This window comes from Neorhizobium sp. S3-V5DH, from assembly GCF_004343065.1.
Taxonomy (GTDB): Bacteria; Pseudomonadota; Alphaproteobacteria; order Rhizobiales; family Rhizobiaceae; genus Neorhizobium; species Neorhizobium huautlense.
This window is the reverse complement of sequence record NZ_SMCL01000008.1, coordinates 176484-192570: the sequence shown is the minus strand read 5'-3', so window position 1 is coordinate 192570 and position 16087 is coordinate 176484. Positions and strand designations below refer to the sequence as shown.

The following is a 16087-nucleotide window of genomic DNA, read 5'->3' as shown; positions in this document are numbered from 1 at the left end:
AAATGAATTGAATGAGGTGAAGCCATGGATATGCAAGTTTCCTTTCTCGACCGCCTGTTCGACGCAGGCCTTCTGATCGACACCGGCGTCGACGGGCTTTATGGCCGCAGCGGCCGGTTCGAAGATGTGATTACGGCCTTCGAGCGGCTGATCGACAGGATAGGCGGGGCCGACGGCGCGGAAGCCATGCGCTTTCCGCCCGGCATGAACCGCGCCTTCTTCGAGCAGAGCGGCTACATGAAGAGCTTTCCGCAGCTCGCCGGCACCGTGCATTCCTTCTGCGGCAACGAGCTCGACCACATGAGCCTGTTGAAATGCATGGAAGTGGGCGAGGAAGACTGGACGAAGGGTCAGGAAGCGACCGATATCGTGCTGACGCCGGCCGCCTGCTATCCGCTCTACCCGACCGTTGCCCGGCGCGGCAACCTGCCGAAGTCCGGCGCTCTCTATGATCTGCAGAGCTACTGCTTCCGCCACGAGCCCTCCAAGGACCCGGCCCGCCAGCAGCTGTTCCGCATGCGTGAATATGTCTGCATGGGCACGGAACAACACGTCACCGATTTCCGCCAGCGCTGGATGGATCGCGGCGTCGAGATGATGAAGTCGGTCGGCCTCGAGGTGACGATCGACATCGCCAACGACCCCTTCTTCGGCCGCGCCGGCAAGATGCTGGTCAACAACCAGCGCGACCAGAACCTCAAGTTCGAGCTCCTGATTCCGATCACCTCGGTTGCCAAGCCGACCGCCTGCATGAGCTTCAACTATCATCAGGATAGTTTCGGTTTGAAATGGGGCCTGAACCTGGAAGACGGCAGCGTCGCACACACGGCCTGCGTCGGTTTCGGGCTGGAGCGGATCGCACTCGCTCTCTTCCACACCCACGGTCTCGACGTGAAAGAGTGGCCGGAATCCGTCCGCGCCACCCTGTGGGGCTAAGGCCATGGCTGGAGTTCTAGCCGGTCTTGATCCGGCCAGCTACAGGCCGCATGCGCTACATTCGGCGGAGCGCATCTGGCCGGAGACCAATTGTTATGTGGACCTCTGGATCGAGGTGCTTTCGGCGCAGGGCCTTCCGCCGGAAGCCATGCTGGGTTTCACATTGACCCAGGATTTTGAGGGCGACCAGTTCACCTTTTTCAAGGTGCCGCTGGAGGATCTCGAAGCGCTTTACGGCATCCGCGTCACGGAACTGGCGATCTTCGACAGGCCGGAGCGGCATGTGCTCGAGCAAATCGGCCGCGGCCGGTTGACGCTGCTGGAGCTCGACAGCTACTTCCTGCCGGATACGCGCGGAGTGACCTATCGCCAGGAGCATGGCAAGACGACGGTGGCGGTAAACCGGCTCGACCTGGAGAAGCGCGAGCTGGACTACTTTCACAACGGCGGCTTCTTCCATTTGTCCAGTGAAGATTTCGACGGCCTATTCCAGACGAATGCGGCCCCGGAGGCGCTGCCCTTCCTGCCGTACACCGAATTTGCAAAGTTTCCGGCGACCTATCCGGCTGCCAGAGACATGCGGGAGACGGCGTGGAAACTCTTGCGGCACCATTTCGCCAGACGGCCGGAGCAAAATCCGATCCGGGCTTTCGCCGAGGTCTTCCCGACCCAGGTCGAGCGCCTGGCCGAACGCGATTTCGGCTTCTTCCACAAATATGCCTTCAACACGCTGAGGCAGGTGGGGGCCAATTTCGAACTTCTGGCTAGCCATCTCGACTGGCTGAATAGCAAGGGTTTTGCGCAGGCGGAAAAACATGCGCTGAGAATTGCTGAAGTCGCCAAGTCTACGCAATTCCAGCTTGCCCGCGCCGTCACCCGCAAGAAATTTGACCCGCTGGCAACGGCGCTCGATCCGGCCGTCGAAGCCTGGGATCTGCTGGCGGCAGAACTGGCCATGACATTGGCCCAGACCCGCGAGGCCGCGTGAGCGCACTTTCGCTGATCGGCACTGAGACCAGTCTTCTTTCGGAGGGCTGGTCATTGCTTTTGAGCGAGCGCGACGCCTATTCGCTGCCAAGTCATCTGCCGCCTGCCCTCGACGATATTCCGGCGGCCGTGCCGGGCACGGCTGCGGCCGCTCTGGAAGCCGCCGGCCGCTTCGACCGCGATGAACCGGAGCCTCTGATCGAGAAAGATGCCTGGTATCGCCGCTCGCTTGCCGGCGAGGCACCCGGTACCGCAATCCTTCGCTTTGACGGCCTCGCCACGGTGGGGGAGGTTTATCTCGGTGATCGGCTGGTCCTCTCGTTTGACAGCATGTTCGAAAGTCACGACGTGCCGGTAGAGCTGACCGGCGGCGAGACCCTGTCGATTTGTTGTCGCGCGCTGAAACCGCATCTGGACAAAACCGGACCGCGTGCCCGCTGGCGCCCAAGGCTCATGAACAATCAGGGCCTCCGGCTGGTTCGCACCACCTCGCTGGGCTTCATGCCCGGCTGGTGCCCCGAAATCCATGCCGTCGGTCCATGGCGACCGGTGTCGCTGGTGAGGCCGGGCGAAGACTGCCTTACCGACCTTTCGATCGCCACGGACTTCGTCAGCCACGAGGGCGGCATCCTCAGGGTCGCCTTTTCCTATGAGGGCCCGGCACGCGATCTCCGTCTGATCTGTAATGGCCAAGAGGCCGAGTTTTCGCTCGCCGACGAAAGATATTCAGCCGAACTTCGTCTGCCTGACGCAAAACCCTGGTGGCCGCATACCCATGGTGAGCCTGCGCTTTACGACGTCACCCTGCAGATCGACGGAAAGGCGACGTTGCTTGCCAGAACCGGCTTTCGAAACATGACAGTCGATCGCGGCACCGATGGCAATGACTTCGCGGTCCTCATCAACGGCGAGAAGATTTTCTGCCGCGGAGCCGTCTGGACGACAGCCGACATCGTGAAACTGCCGGGCGAGCGCGCCGCCTATGAGCCATGGCTGAGGCTCGCGAGGGATGCGGGCATGAACATGATCCGTATTCCTGGCGTCGCGGCCTACGAGAGCGGTGACTTCTTCGCGCTTTGCGACGAGCTCGGGCTGTTGGTCTGGCAGGATTTCATGTTCGCCAATTTCGATTATCCCGCGACCGATCCGGATTTCGTGATTCACGTGAAAAAGGAAATCTCCCAGTTCCTGAACGCGACACAAGCGTCTCCATCGCTTGCTATCCTTTGCGGCGGCAGTGAAATCTATCAGCAGGGGGCCATGCTCGGTCTGCCGGAGCGCATCTGGAAAGGAGCGTTCTGCGAAGAGATTCTGGCAGAGCTCGCCGCTCGATACCGGCCGGACCTGCCCTATGTGGCTAATTCCCCTTCCGGCGGAGCTTTGCCCTTCCATCCCAATGCCGGTGTCGCGCATTACTACGGCGTCGGCGCCTATAAGCGCCCGCTCGAAGATGCGCGGCGGGCGAATGTGCGCTTTGCCGCCGAATGCCTGGCCTTTTCCAACCTTTCCGGAACCGAGACATTGGCCGACGGCAAGGCCGGCATTCCTCGCGACAGAGGTGCCGACTGGGATTTCGAGGACGTGCGCGACCACTATCTCGGCGATCTCTACGCCGTCGACCCGCAGGAGCTTCGGCAGAATGACTTTGAGCGCTATCTCATGCTCTCCCGCGTCGTTACCGGGGAGGTGATGGAAGCTACCTTTGCCGAATGGCGACGGCCGGGCTCCACCTGCAACGGTGCCTTGGTATTTACCTTTCAGGACGTGATGCCGGGCCCCGGATGGGGCGTGATCAGCGTTGACGGTCTGCCGAAACCGGCCTGGTACGCGTTGAAAAGGTCGTTTCGGCCGCTTCAAGTCCTCTTCACCGACGAGGGCACGAATGGGCTCGATGTTCACCTCCTGAACGAGACGCCAGGCAGCTTACCCGTAAGTTTGGAGATTGCCTGCTTGCGGGACGGCAAGCTTCCCGTGGTTTCCGGCCGACGTGAACTGAGGCTGTCTGGTCGGGGCAGCGAAAGCCTGGCCTGTACCGACCTCTTCGGCGCCTTCTTCGACACCGGCTATGCCTACCGCTTCGGACCACCCTCCCACGACGTGACCGTGGCCCGATTGAGGCATGGCGAGACAGGTGCAATTCTCGCCGAGGCCTTTCATTTTCCGCTCGGACGCCCCTCTGCACTTCATGATGCCGAGATAAGCGCGGCGCTGGTCGAGGATCCCTCAGGGTGCTGGCTGGAACTTGCAACCGACCTATTCGCACAGTCGGTCAATCTGGATGTTCCAGGCTACCGCGCTGCCGACAACTGGTTCCATCTGGCGCCGGGCGATAAGAAACGCGTGCGGCTTGTCGCAGAGGTTACTGCGGTTGATCGGCCGCAGGGTGTCGTCCGCTCACTCGGCAGCCGCCGCCCCATATATTTCTGATTTTTCCGTGCCGGTCGACGGCGCAAGGCGAAAAGCCAATTGCTGCACGGCTTGTAGATAGACGTCACGGGCGTGATCCGGCGTCAGATTGTGGTCCGCATCCAGAATGATAGTCGCCGATACATTGGGAAACCGGGCAAGGCCCGCACCGTCGCGGCCAAAATAGAAATTGTAGTGGTCGAGGCCGAGATCATTTTCGCTATAGATCAACGAGACCTGGACGCCGCGGCGTTTGAGCCGGTCGAAAGCGCGATAGATCTCCCGCCCCTCTGAGGTAAAATCCCGAAAAACGTGGGTCATCCGGTGGGAAAGCCGCTTGGTAAGAGCCTTGGCAATATTACGGATCGCCGCACGAAGATCGACGTCACCTTGAAGAACCCGCTTGAAGGTCTCGGCGCGCAGCACCCGTTTTCCGTAATCATCGAGGCTGCGGGTACCGTTGACGATGGCATCCTCGACCGAGCGCCCCCGGCGCCATCGAAAGACGGCCGGATTGACCAACACACCGCCCGCGATGCGGACGTCGGTCAGGGCTGACTGAAATCCGAGATAGGCGCCGCTGCAACGTCCCGCGACAATCACAGGCGCCAATGCACGAGTTTCAAGAAAATCGATCGCCTCCGATACATCGCCGTTCTGCGTGGAATGATAAAGGACCTGTTCCGGACGGCCGGGCACGAGCGGGCTGTCGCCGGCATTGGCGGTATCGAAGCGGAGGGAGGGGATACCGGATCGGGCAAGCATCCGCGCCATAGCCGCCGTCGTGCGTCCCCAGCCGGCATGGCGGTCATAGGCCGAAGTGAGGAACAGCACCGTCGCAGCGCCGCGCTCGTGCAGCGGTTCGCAGACGATACCGGAGAGCCGGTTGTTCGACCCGAAACGGACCGGGGTTTCAGCGAAACCGTCACCGGCGAGCGGCGAAACGACGACCGGTTGAGGCCGCGTCGCCGAGCGTTCCGGAACGGGGATAGCCGCGATCCAGTCCACCAGATTGTCTGCCACCGGCAGCGGCAGTTTTGAAATCGCCGGATTGGAAACAAGCTTGTCGTAGCCTTCAAAGGCCTGTTCGGTGACCTTGGCGCCGAGCGTCGTCAGGCGTGAGGCGAATTCCCGGTCCGCCGGCCTGTCAGGCCGGCCCATTACCAGAGCCTGCGCCGCAGGCGCCCGCTCCACCGCCATCAGATTGACCTCGCGAATGTCCGCGGCAATTTCGGCCGGCATTGTCAGCGACGCAATCGAAACGCCCGACTTGTCCCGCTGCGCCTCGGAAAGGCCGAGGTTATCGTCCACGACCTTTGACCAGACGGCGAGCTCGCGAAGGTGCGGACGGCCGGATATGACTGGTGCGAGATAGGCGATCGCTTCCAGGCCCTCGATCTGCCCCGCGGCAGCGGTGGCGACAACTGCGCCGAGGCCTTGCGACACAACGACGATCCGCTCACAGCCGGAAAGCACCTTGAGCCGCCCGGCTGCGGCAATCAGGCTATCGGACCAGACGGAAAGGCCTTCTGTAAAATCCTTGCCATCCAGCGCGTCGCCTGTCCCGGGATAATCGAAGCGAAGGCTCGCAATGCCGCGATCGGCGAGTTTCTCGGAAATGATGCGCCAGAACTTGCGGGTGCACATCTCTTCAAGGCCCCAGGGACTGGCGAAGAGGACGGCGAGGCGGGAAACCGCTGTATCCGGTGACGGGGGCGCAAACAGGCCGACCGTGCTGCCGAAGGTGAAAGGCTCGGCGGCCTGCCGCGGCTGCAACGGCGGTTCCTGCACTTCCAGCCGGGCTGTCTTCTCTGCGTCCATCATGGTCGTCTTGGCAATCTCCAGATCATCCTTTCGACGCATAACCCAAGCTCGCTTATGTAGGCTTAAGCAATTATCTGAACTTTTAGCGATTGCAGCCGGTTTGTTCCGAAAAGAAGCTCGAGAGAACCTGCATCTGCGGCCGGTCACCCTCCTTTGTCGGCTGAATGTTGAGCGCCTCGTCTTCCGGCCACCAATCGCCGCCAGCCCAATAGGACCAGCCGAGCCAGACATCGGCATTTTGCTCGACTGTCCTCACCATATCGGCAAGTCCTGTCAGGCATTCCGGGCTGGCCGGTGCCGCGAACTCGCCGAGGAAACCCCTTCGGCCATGATCTCTTAACCAACCGGCGACATCCTGTACCGCCTTAACGGCGTCCGCCGCCCGCGTGCACTCGGAGTTCTTTCCGGAAAAATCCACATCCAGATATTGGTGAAGTTCGTAGGCATAGTGATCCTGGGGATCCTCGACCCCGAGCATTGCCGAGGCATTGGGCGTGCCGTAGTCGCCCGTCGTCCAGCTGTGGGCGCCCGTCCAGGCCGTACCTGGAACCAGCAGCAGGTTGCCGGCTCCTGTCTTGCGGATTGCGGCGATCGCAGCGTTCACGGACAGCAGCCAGTCTTCTGCCGAAACCCCGTAAGGCTCGTTCATCAGCCCGAAGGCCACGCCTTCCACCCCGACAAAGGCGGCGGCCAGACGACGCCAGAAATCGGCAAAAGCGCTCTGCGGGACGGCTTCAGATCCGATTAAATTCCCTCGGAAGCGGGCATAATTATGCGGATCCAAAATGACGGCCATGCCGCTTGCACGAATGAGCATCACGGTATCGTACAGCCGCTTGAACTCGGCCGCATCGAAAGGTTCGTGGAGCTCCGGCTGGAGCCTTTCCCACAGAAACGGCAACCGGACGGTGTTGAATCCTTTGCCAGCAAAATAATCGATCGTTTCCTTGGAAGGATAGACGTATCCGGCGCCGTACTCGGCGCCGAGCTCCCCGAATTCCGCCCCAGCGAGATTCACCCCTCGCAAGCACAGCGGTTCAGCCTTGGCCGACCCGGCAGCAATCGTGAAACAGACGAGAACACCAAGCACGTGCAAGCGGGAGGGCCGGTTTTGTCGAAGCGGCTGTTCCACGTCTTCCTCCATTTTAGTCCGGGCAACATGGCATCAGAACCTTTAGCAAATGCCAATGGTTGCCTGGAAACAGCAAGACGGCGGCGATACGCGCCCGGACGACGCAAAGGGAACGGAATTTTAGGCAGCCGGCCTTAAGTTCAAAGCAACCGAAAAATATCCGCCGCTTGGCTCAAAACGGCTTCTATGTACACATGACCATATCAGCCTTGCCATGATTTCAACCAAATTTCCTTTCGAATTTGGGGCGAAATATTGTCTAGGGAATGTTTTGTGTATACACGAATAGCCTGCAGCGACGGAGGAGGGAGATCTAGATGAAGACTTATGTTCTGAGGGTATCGTGCAAGTCGACGCGCGGCATCGTGGCGGCGATATCCGGGTTCCTGGCCGAGATGGGCTGCAATATCATCGACAGTTCGCAATTCGACGACCTCGACACCGGCAAATTCTTCATGCGCGTCAGCTTCCTGTCGGAAGAAGGCGCCGAGCGCCCGGCACTCGTCGAAGGCTTCAAGCCGATCGCCGACAAGTTCGAGATGGACTGGGAGATATTCGATGCGGAGGACCGCATCAAGGTTCTCCTGATGGTCTCCCGCTTCGGCCACTGCCTGAACGACCTGCTCTACCGCTGGCGGATCGGCGCCTTGCCGATCGACATCGTCGGCGTTGTCTCCAACCACTTCGACTACCAGAAACTGGTGGTCAACAACGACATCCCCTTCCACCACATCAAGGTGACGAAGGATAACAAGCCCAAGGCGGAAGCCCAGCTGATGGATGTCGTCGAGTCGACCGGCACCGAACTCATCGTGCTGGCCCGCTACATGCAGGTGCTGTCCGACCAGCTCTGCGCCAAGATGTCGGGGAGGATCATCAATATTCATCATTCCTTCCTGCCGAGCTTCAAGGGCGCCAACCCTTACAAACAGGCCTACCAGCGCGGAGTGAAGCTGATCGGCGCGACCGCTCACTACGTCACGGCCGATCTCGACGAAGGACCGATCATCGAACAGGACACGGTGCGCATTACCCACGCGCAAAGCCCGGACGATTATGTTTCGCTCGGCCGTGACGTGGAAAGCCAGGTTCTCGCCCGCGCCATCCACGCCCATATCCACCACCGCACCTTTATCAACGGCAACCGCACCGTTGTCTTCCCGCCGAGCCCGGGCTCCTATGCTTCCGAGAGAATGGGCTGAGGCAGTGCCTAACTAGCCGAGAGCCTATGGACGCGCGGTTCCGCCGCTCTATCCTCTTCGGGAGCGCCCCTTCCGGAGAGGCTTATGTCCGACGGCATGCCCGAACTCACCGACGCGTCGTCAACCGATCTTGCGATTGAGACGGTGGAGGGAGTTTTGCGGGAACACTACGGGCTGTCCGGGCAGGTATTTCCGATCGAAGGGCGGCAGAACCCCTATTTCCTGATCGACAACGGCCATATGCGCTATCTCCTCAAGACGGCGCCTGCCGATGCCCCCCTTCCGGAGATCGAGGCCGAACACGCGCTGATGCGGCATATTCTGCGCGGCACCGACGGCCCGCTGGTTCCCGAGCCGGTGCTCACCAAAGACGGCGCAGACACGGTTGTGCTACCGCTTGAAGGAGAAGACAGGCGCCTGCGTCTCCTGACCTTTCTGGAGGGTGCTCCGCTGCCTGCGGACGACACGTTGTCGGATAAAGGGATCGCCGCCTTCGGATCGATCTCGGCGGCACTCACCAGAAGCCTCGAAGGCGTTGACAATCCGCTGTTGGAACGTGAGCCGGAGAGCGATCTGCGAAAGGCAGGCCCGCAGACGGTAACGCTCCTGGCTGAAGTAACCGATCAGGAAACACGCGACGTCATTGCCAAGGCCATGGTGACGGCGCTGAGGCGCATCCAGCCGCTGGGCCCAGGCCTGCGGATCGCGGCCGTCCACCAGAACCTGGATGCCGGAACCGTCGTGGGCAACACGACGGAGGCCGGCTGGCTGCCGACCGGCGTGACGGATTTTACCGGAATCGCCAAGAGCTGGCTTGTTGCGGGATTGGCAAATACCTGCGCATTCCTGTTGGTAAATCGGGACGGTGATGCCCTGGCACTCTTACCGGCCATTCGCGCCTATCACGACCTCTATCCGCTCACTCTCACGGAGATCGAAGCACTCTGGCCGCTGGTCGTCGCCCGCACGGGAATTCTGACGGCCGAAGCCGAGAGCAAACTGGCACAGCGGCCCGCTGATCCGCAGGCAAAGGAGGAAACGGAAAAACGGCATGCCGTGCTGCGCGCTGCAACAGCAATCTCTCCGGCGCTGGTGTTTGCAGCATTTCTCGAGGCGACCGGCATGACAAATCCGCTGCCGGAAATGATCCCCATGCTGCCGGACATCGATCCGGAAACGATCCGGACCGTCGATCTCAGCGTCACCAGTCCTCTGCTTTACGGCGGCAACTGGATCGACCCGGAAAACGATTGGAAAATGCTCGCCCGCATCGCCAGGGAAACCGGGCGCTGCAGCACGCGCTACGGCGAATACCGCCTTTCGAAGAGCCTTGCGGACCCGCGGCAGGAACCGGAAAACTTCGCGCTCCACGTGGACGTTTGCGTGCCAGCAGGAACGCCGGCGCTGGCGCCCTTTGCCGGAACGTTGAAAAGCGTCGGATCGCGGATCGTTCTTTCGGGAGCAAGCCTTGCACTGCATCTGGAAGGTTTGGACTGCGCGCTTCCGGACGGCAACGAGCTCAGTATGGGCGACCCGATCGGTGCCGTTGCCGGCGCCGAAAATTCCGTTGGCGGGCTACGTCTACGTTTCTGCCGGGACCCCGAACTCCTGCCGCCGCTCTTCTGTACGGCGGAGAAGGTGGGCACCTGGTCCAGGCTATGCCCCTCGCCGGCAGCACTCCTGGGAGTCGTCACCGATGCACCGGTACCCGTCCAGATGAACATCCCGGTCCGCGGCTGGAAAGAGCATCTTTTCGACGCTGCGGGCCGCTGTCTGCTCGATCTGCGGGAAGACACATCGCTGATCGGCCACGGCCACCCGCGCGTCGCAGCGGCGAGTTATCGCCAGCGTCTGCTGTTGAATGCGCCCTCTTCCGAGCCGTTCGAAGCGGCAGAGCTTTTGGCCCAGCGCCTGAAGGCGCTCGCACCAACGGGGCTTGATGACCTATATGTCCTGCGCGGGTGGCGGGATGCATTTCACTACGCCTTGGCGCTCACGCGCAACCATACCGGCCGACACGAGATCGTCAGTATCACCGGAGTTTCGGGGACAACCCACGATCCCGCGATAAACAGTGCCGGCGGCGTGCAAGGCACGATAGATTCCCTGGATGCGGGTGATAAGGCCGGTCTGCTGCTTGCTGGCTACACGCAGCCTTTCGACGGCCTTCCTGAGATCTTGGAGGCGCTTCGACGCAACGAGGGCTTGCTGCTCATCGATGAGACGCGCTCCGGCTGGGGCAGATCCGGCCGCTATCTTTGGGGATTCGAGGCACTGGGACTGTCGCCCGACATCCTGGTGGCAGGACTTCCCGGAGAAGATATTGCCGTATGCTTCGCTCGCGAAAATCTCGCGGCCGCCCCAGACGACAGGATGGAAAAGCCGAGCCCTGTTGCCTGTTCGGTCGCCGCAGCCATGCTGGAAATCTGGTCGGAAGAGGACTTGCGGGACAATGCCCGGCTTGTCGGGGACCACCTGAAATCAGCCCTTGAGCAGCTGGCGCGCCGTCATCATGCAATCCAGGATGTAACCGGCAGTGGCCTATGCCTTGCCCTGAACTTCAAGAATGAGGAACTCGCCGAGAAGATAACGGCGCTACTGCGAAGGGAGCGCGTCTTGGCGAATACCGAAGCGCCGGCTTCGCTCCTGATCGTCCCGCCGCTTTGCTTTGCCCGCGACAGCGCCGACCGACTGCTCGAGCGGCTCGAAACCGCTCTCGCGCAAAATTGACAGCTTACCGAAATGGAAATTTCCGCTGCTCCGCCTTGCGCAAGCCGGGACGCCACCTATTTAATTGCAGACGGACGCAGGTCGCGAATATGCGAATGAAATTTCACAATTCCGCCTTCTTCCTGTCATCGATCGGAAAAAAATTCTAGTTATACCGATTTTCGTTGATCGCGCTGTCAGGTTTTGCTACAGACGGTTTTCGTTCGATCGGTGAGTCCGATCGGTTTTGCACGCAACATCGTGAGGGAGAGTGACATGTATAAATTCGTCCGCGTCGCCGCCTTCGGTGGGGATGCGTCCAACATGATTGGCACGGATCGCCGCTCCCTTCCGTGCTGTCGAATGTAACGCTTTCAGTTCCATCATTCCTGAAAATTTTCATTCGCCAGAGCTGCCTATCAAGCAGTCAATGCGGGAGTCTGCCATGCAGAAGCAAGTTATCGAATTCGGCGGCGAGCCCGTCGGTATTGTCATTCCGGACGCAGATCGGCTGAAGTTCATCGCCGTGAAATTCCACGTCATCGATCTCGACGAACAGCGCTTTGGCTCTGCCGACGAGGTGCGCCTTGCCATTCGCGACCTTGTTCGTTCGCGCAACGCGGCGCCGACGGCGCATGTCTGAAATTTGATTTAAGCACCTTCAAAAGCCGCCTCCGGGCGGCTTTTTCATGCGTACTAGAAGGCAGTGAAAGTGATTGTCGTCAAGGAACGTTCGATGCCGGGTATCGACGCGATTTTCTCGTTGACGAACCGCCCGATTTCGTCGCTGTCCTTGATGTAAATCTTCAGCAGAAGGTCCCAGTCGCCGCTTGTCGAATAGAGCTCGGAGACGAGTTCCGTCTTGTAGATGGCGTCGGCGACTTCATAGGTCTGACCGGGCTTGCAGCGAAGCTGCACGAAGATGGGCTTCATGGACGTCTTCCCGTCGGTTGATCGCCTTTGCGATCGTGATGGCACATATCCGACTATTGGCCGATGCGGTTGCCGTTCGCAAGCCGGTCCGCCCGGATCTCCTGCAGTATCCAGTCGCGGAACGCGGCGAGCGGAGGATAGGTGGCGCGGTCGGGCGGATAGGCAAGATAATATTGTCCGGTTTCCATAGCCCGGCCTTTGGCGGCCGGCACCAGCAGCCCTTGCTCCAGTTCCCGGTCGATCAGGAAGCGTGGCAGGAGCGCCGCGCCGAGGCCGGCCGACGCAGCCTCGACCATCGGCATGAATTGATCGAACAGCATTCCGTGCAAGGTTTCGAACGGGATTTCGTTCTGGGAAAACCACAGCTCCCAGGCGTCCGGGCGCGTATTGAGATGCAGCAGCGGCACCTTCAACACATCCCCGGGCGCCTGAATTTCATGTCGAGCCTTAAATTCCGGACTGCAGACCGGCAGCACCGCTTCGTCCATCAGAAAGGTGAGCGCAGCGCCCGGCCAGCGTGCCACGCCGAAGTGGACCGCGGCATCCAGCGTATCGAAACGGAAATCGAAGGGTTCGAGCCGGGTGATGAGATTCACGACCAGGCCCGGATGGGCCTCGAGAAAATGCGCAATCCGCGGAGTGAGCCAACGGGTACCAAAGAACGGCAGGATGGCAAGGTTGAGCGTACCGCCGGATGGATTGGCTTTGAGATTCAGGGAGGCATTCGAAATCCGCCGCAGCGCTTCGCGAACCTCTCGGGCATACCCGTCACCGGCAAGCGTCAACCGGATTGTCTGGCGCTCGCGAAGAAACAGTGCCACGCCGAGTTGCTTTTCCAACGCCGAGATCTGGCGGCTGACGGCGCTCTGGGTGAGGCCGAGTTCGTTGGCTGCCGCCGTGACGCTGCCGGTGCGGGCCGCCGCTTCGAACGCTGCGAGCAAAGAAAACGAGGGAAGGAAGCGCCGGGGCGGCAGCATGTCATTCCTCCAGCGAATGACCTGTTGAGAACATGTCGATATTCATGGATAAAGAGCCTCTGTAAAGAGTCTGAAGCGCCACTTCCGGACATTTCCATCATGTTGAACGATCCCCGCTCTCACGGCCTCTGGGAAAAGACCGCTCCCGCTCCTCCCGTGACGCCGCGGTTGGAAGAACTCGTTACCGCGGATGTGGCGATTGTCGGAGGAGGTTATACCGGTCTGTCGGCCGCACTGCATCTCGCCCAGAAGGGCGTCGATGTGAGGCTGTTGGAGGCTGCAGAGATCGGCTTCGGCGGCGCGGGTCGCAATGTCGGCCTGATCAATGCCGGCATGTGGGTCATGCCTGACGATTTTACGAAGGAACTCGGCCCGCTCTACGGCGAACGGGCCCTCGATCTTCTTGGACACGGCCCCTATCTCGTCCGCGACTTGATCGAGACCCACGGCATTGCATGCGAGCTGGAGAAGAACGGTACGCTGCATTGCGCGGTTGGCGCCGATGGCATGAAGGAACTCGAGGAGCGCGCCCGCCAATGGCAGAAACGCGGCGCCCCGGTCACTTTGCTGGACGCCATGGAAACCGAACGGCGCACGGGCAGCAAGGCCTATTCAGGTTCGCTGCTCGATATGCGCGCCGGTACGCTGCAGCCGCTTGCCTATGCCCGCGGATTGGCCCATGCCGCCGTCAGGGCAGGCGCGAAACTTCATACAGGCAGCGCGGCGATCGAAACCGGCGAAGTGAATGGCAAGAAGTTCATCAGGACTGCTCACGGACAAGTTACGGCTGACTGGATTATCGTCGCCACGGATGCCTACAGTACCGGCCCTTGGGAACAGGTTCGCCGCGAACAGGTCCATCTGCCCTATTTCAACCTCGCCACCAAACCCCTCGGCGACAACCTCCGCCACTCGATCGTCCCCGGTCGCGAAGGCTGCTGGGACACCAAGGAAATACTCTCTTCCTTCCGCATGGATCAGGCGGGGCGCCTGATCTTCGGTTCGGTCGGGGCTTTGCGCGGCACCGGTACCGCCATCCACAAGGCCTGGGCGCGACGTTCGTTGAAACGTATCTTCCCACAACTCGGCGAGGTGGAATTCCAGGCCGAATGGTACGGCCTGATCGGCATGACCGACAATGCGCTGCCGCGCTTCCACAAGTTCGGCCGCAACGCCGTCGGCTTTTCCGGCTATAACGGCCGCGGCATTTCCCCCGGAACGACATTCGGAAAAGTGCTCGCCGCGCATGTACTAGGCGAGATTTCAGAAGCCGAACTGCCGCTGCCGCTGACCGATACGACGGAGCCAGGCTTCCGCTCTCTCAAGGAAGCCTACTATGAAGCAGGCGCACAGATTGCCCACTTCGCCGGCGAACGGTTCTGATTGTCAAACCATCGCCGATTTGTAGATTGACTGACATTGAATTCCGGAGACCGATATGACCCTTGCCACTCTTGATCTCGCCGCCGAGGTGAAAAGCATTCTGAGCGATCTTGGCGTAAAAGCCGAAAGCTATACCGGCGGCACGCTTGTCGTCCGCTCGCCGATCACTGGCGCCGAGATCGGCAAGCTGCCGGAGATTTCGGCTGAGGAGGCCGGAAAGGCGATCGAAGCCGCCCATGCCGCCTTCCTGGAATGGCGGGCCGTGCCTGCTCCAAAGCGAGGCGAGCTGATCCGGCTGCTCGGCGAGGAGCTGCGTGCGGCCAAATCGGCGCTCGGCCGACTGGTGTCGGTGGAAGTCGGCAAGATCACCTCGGAGGGCCTTGGCGAAGTGCAGGAAATGATCGATATCTGCGACTTCGCGGTCGGGCTCTCCCGCCAGCTCTACGGTCTCACGATTGCCACCGAACGCGCCGATCACCGCATGATGGAAACCTGGCATCCACTCGGGGCTATCGGCATCATCTCAGCGTTCAATTTCCCGGTCGCGGTCTGGTCCTGGAATGCGGCCCTCGCCATCGTCTGTGGCAATTCGACCGTCTGGAAACCTTCGGAAAAAACCCCGCTGACCGCGCTTGCAACCCAGGCGATCTTCGAAAAGGCGCTGGCCCGCTATGTTGCAGAAGGCAATACGGCACCGAAGAACCTCTCCACGCTGCTGATCGGCGGGCGCGCGATCGGCGAGATCCTGGTCGATCACGAGAAGGTGCCGCTGGTTTCGGCGACCGGATCGACGGCCATGGGCCGCGCCGTCGGGCCGCGCCTGGCGCAGCGCTTCGCCCGTTCCATTCTGGAACTCGGCGGCAACAACGCGGCCATCGTGACGCCCACCGCGGATCTCGACCTGACGCTGCGGGGCGTTGCTTTCGCTGCCATGGGAACGGCCGGACAACGCTGCACCACGCTTCGCCGCCTGTTCGTCCATGACAGCGTCTACGACACGCTGGTACCACGCCTGGTCAAAGCCTATCAGTCGGTCACCATCGGAAATCCGCTGGAAAACGGCAACCTCGTCGGCCCCCTGATCGACCGGGCTGCTTTCGACAAGATGCAGAAGGCGCTCGAGGCCGCTAAGGCCGCTGGCGGGAAAGTGGTCGGAGGCGAACGCGTCCATGCCGAAAGCTCGACCGATGCCTACTATGTGCGCCCGGCAATCGTGGAAATGCCTGCTCAGGCAGGTCCGGTGAAGGAAGAGACTTTTGCTCCGATCCTTTACGTGATGAAGTATTCGAGCTTCGATGAGGCGCTCTCGCTGCACAATGACGTGCCGCAGGGCCTTTCCTCCTCGATCTTCACCAACGACATGCGCGAGGCCGAAACTTTCGTATCCGTGCACGGCTCCGATTGCGGCATCGCCAATGTCAATATCGGTCCCTCGGGCGCCGAGATCGGCGGGGCATTCGGCGGAGAGAAGGAAACCGGCGGCGGTCGCGAATCCGGTTCGGATGCCTGGAAGGCCTATATGCGCCGCGCCACCAATACGCTGAACTACGGCCGCACATTGCCATTGGCGCAGGGCGTCAAGTTCGACGTCATCTGAT

At 60.9% G+C, this 16087-nt stretch carries 12 protein-coding genes; 8 read left to right on the top strand and 4 right to left on the bottom strand.

Annotated features, from left to right (window positions below; all coding sequences use genetic code 11):
- Positions 1-24 precede the first annotated feature (24 nt).
- The 3 genes from EDE09_RS14405 to EDE09_RS14395 are packed head-to-tail and all read left to right on the top strand — an operon-like array spanning position 25 to position 4350.
- Entirely contained in the window at positions 25-936 is a 912-nt protein-coding gene (locus EDE09_RS14405) for an amino acid--[acyl-carrier-protein] ligase (RefSeq protein ID WP_132411183.1), read from the top strand.
- Positions 937-940: 4 nt separating this feature from the next.
- Entirely contained in the window at positions 941-1924 is a 984-nt protein-coding gene (locus EDE09_RS14400) for a DUF1839 family protein (protein WP_132411181.1), read from the top strand.
- Entirely contained in the window at positions 1921-4350 is a 2430-nt protein-coding gene (locus tag EDE09_RS14395; protein ID WP_132411179.1) for a glycoside hydrolase family 2 protein, read from the top strand. The genes EDE09_RS14400 and EDE09_RS14395 overlap by 4 nt, the downstream gene beginning before the upstream one ends.
- Here the strand turns inward: EDE09_RS14395 and EDE09_RS14390 are convergent.
- Together EDE09_RS14390 and EDE09_RS14385 are read right to left on the bottom strand one after the other, a co-directional pair.
- Positions 4318-6192 carry an alpha/beta fold hydrolase gene (locus EDE09_RS14390; protein ID WP_245505142.1) on the bottom strand — a complete coding sequence of 625 codons (1875 nt, stop codon included), beginning with the start codon at positions 6190-6192 and terminating at the stop codon, positions 4318-4320. The genes EDE09_RS14395 and EDE09_RS14390 overlap by 33 nt on opposite strands.
- Positions 6193-6235: 43 nt before the next feature.
- Positions 6236-7285 (bottom strand): glycoside hydrolase family 5 protein, encoded by a 1050-nt coding sequence (locus tag EDE09_RS14385; RefSeq protein WP_245505141.1) that lies wholly within the window; start codon positions 7283-7285, stop codon positions 6236-6238.
- Positions 7286-7602: 317 nt separating this feature from the next.
- Here EDE09_RS14385 and purU point away from each other — a divergent pair, with 317 nt between their 5' ends.
- The 3 genes from purU (at position 7603) to EDE09_RS14370 (ending at position 11839) form a co-directional block, all read left to right on the top strand.
- Positions 7603-8487 carry a formyltetrahydrofolate deformylase gene (purU, locus tag EDE09_RS14380; protein ID WP_132411175.1) on the top strand — a complete coding sequence of 295 codons (885 nt, stop codon included), beginning with the start codon at positions 7603-7605 and terminating at the stop codon, positions 8485-8487.
- An 84-nt stretch (positions 8488-8571) separates the two neighbouring features.
- On the top strand, positions 8572-11217 hold the full coding sequence (locus tag EDE09_RS14375) for an aminotransferase class III-fold pyridoxal phosphate-dependent enzyme (protein ID WP_132411173.1): 2646 nt from the start codon (positions 8572-8574) through the stop codon (positions 11215-11217).
- 424 nt (positions 11218-11641) lie between these two features.
- On the top strand, positions 11642-11839 hold the full coding sequence (locus EDE09_RS14370; RefSeq protein ID WP_105372258.1) for a hypothetical protein: 198 nt from the start codon (positions 11642-11644) through the stop codon (positions 11837-11839).
- Positions 11840-11892: 53 nt separating this feature from the next.
- Here EDE09_RS14370 and EDE09_RS14365 read toward each other — a convergent pair whose 3' ends face one another.
- Together EDE09_RS14365 and EDE09_RS14360 are read right to left on the bottom strand one after the other, a co-directional pair.
- Positions 11893-12129 carry an Lrp/AsnC ligand binding domain-containing protein gene (locus EDE09_RS14365; protein WP_105372094.1) on the bottom strand — a complete coding sequence of 79 codons (237 nt, stop codon included), beginning with the start codon at positions 12127-12129 and terminating at the stop codon, positions 11893-11895.
- 53 nt (positions 12130-12182) lie between these two features.
- On the bottom strand, positions 12183-13106 hold the full coding sequence (locus EDE09_RS14360; protein ID WP_132411171.1) for a LysR family transcriptional regulator: 924 nt from the start codon (positions 13104-13106) through the stop codon (positions 12183-12185).
- A 99-nt stretch (positions 13107-13205) separates the two neighbouring features.
- On the opposite strand from EDE09_RS14360, the gene EDE09_RS14355 reads away from it, so the two are divergent.
- Entirely contained in the window at positions 13206-14489 is a 1284-nt protein-coding gene (locus tag EDE09_RS14355) for an FAD-binding oxidoreductase (RefSeq protein WP_132411169.1), read from the top strand.
- Between the two features lie 55 nt (positions 14490-14544).
- On the top strand, positions 14545-16086 hold the full coding sequence (locus EDE09_RS14350) for an aldehyde dehydrogenase family protein (protein WP_132411167.1): 1542 nt from the start codon (positions 14545-14547) through the stop codon (positions 16084-16086).
- Position 16087: the final 1 nt, after the last annotated feature.

Bases quoted from the DNA above. Each gene is read 5' to 3' on its own strand.
- EDE09_RS14355 (WP_132411169.1), top strand. From the start codon at position 13,206: ATGTTGAACGATCCCCGCTCTCACGGCCTCTGGGAAAAGACCGCTCCC.
- EDE09_RS14400 (WP_132411181.1), top strand. From the start codon at position 941: ATGGCTGGAGTTCTAGCCGGTCTTGATCCGGCCAGCTACAGGCCGCAT.
- EDE09_RS14405 (WP_132411183.1), top strand. From the start codon at position 25: ATGGATATGCAAGTTTCCTTTCTCGACCGCCTGTTCGACGCAGGCCTT.
- EDE09_RS14365 (WP_105372094.1), bottom strand. From the start codon at position 12,129: ATGAAGCCCATCTTCGTGCAGCTTCGCTGCAAGCCCGGTCAGACCTAT.
- EDE09_RS14350 (WP_132411167.1), top strand. From the start codon at position 14,545: ATGACCCTTGCCACTCTTGATCTCGCCGCCGAGGTGAAAAGCATTCTG.
- EDE09_RS14370 (WP_105372258.1), top strand. From the start codon at position 11,642: ATGCAGAAGCAAGTTATCGAATTCGGCGGCGAGCCCGTCGGTATTGTC.
- purU (WP_132411175.1), top strand. From the start codon at position 7,603: ATGAAGACTTATGTTCTGAGGGTATCGTGCAAGTCGACGCGCGGCATC.
- EDE09_RS14375 (WP_132411173.1), top strand. From the start codon at position 8,572: ATGTCCGACGGCATGCCCGAACTCACCGACGCGTCGTCAACCGATCTT.
- EDE09_RS14390 (WP_245505142.1), bottom strand. From the start codon at position 6,192: ATGCGTCGAAAGGATGATCTGGAGATTGCCAAGACGACCATGATGGAC.
- EDE09_RS14360 (WP_132411171.1), bottom strand. From the start codon at position 13,106: ATGCTGCCGCCCCGGCGCTTCCTTCCCTCGTTTTCTTTGCTCGCAGCG.